Annotated in this window: 1 protein-coding gene; it reads left to right on the top strand. The window is 65.5% G+C overall.

The annotated features are described in order from the left end of the window. On the top strand, nucleotides 1-591 hold a 591-nt coding region (locus tag HPA01S_RS22480), incomplete at both ends, for a flagellin (RefSeq protein ID WP_281193174.1).

Below are 591 nucleotides of genomic sequence, written 5' to 3'. Positions count from 1 at the left end.
GTTCGCCAACGCCACCTTCCAGGTGGGTGCCAACGCCGGTGAAGGCATTGCCATCGACAGCATCGTCTCGGCCAACTCCACCACGCTGGGCAACACCTCGCAAATCACCTCGGCCGGCACCTTGTCCACCACCACCGGTGCCCACACGGCCATCGCCGCTGGCGCCCTCAACATCAAGGGCACGTTGCTGGGCCCGATTGCCGGCGCTGCGTCGGCCTCGGAGCGTGCACTGCAGGTGGTGGACGCGATCAACGCGAAGTCATCGGAAACCGGCATCTTCGCCCGTGCCACGGTCGACGCCGCCGGCGCCGTCACCAGCTGGGAAGCTTTTTCGGACGGCGCCATCGCCGTCGCCGACTTCGGCAACTTCGGGGCTGCCACCACGGGTGTCTTCGCCGTTGGCGCCGCCGCCAGCAGCCAGCTCGACGACATCAACGTCAACAGCTTCGGTGACGCACAGAAAGCCCTAAAGGTGATCGATTCCGCGATCAACTCGATCAACAGCTCGCGTGCCGACCTCGGTGCCCTGCAAAGCCGCTTCGAGAACGCCGTGGCCAACATCCAGATCACGGGCGAGAACATCTCGGCAGC

This window comes from Hydrogenophaga palleronii NBRC 102513 (assembly GCF_001571225.1).
GTDB lineage: Bacteria > Pseudomonadota > Gammaproteobacteria > Burkholderiales > Burkholderiaceae_C > Hydrogenophaga > Hydrogenophaga palleronii.
This window is presented reverse-complemented; position numbering and strand designations above follow the sequence as displayed.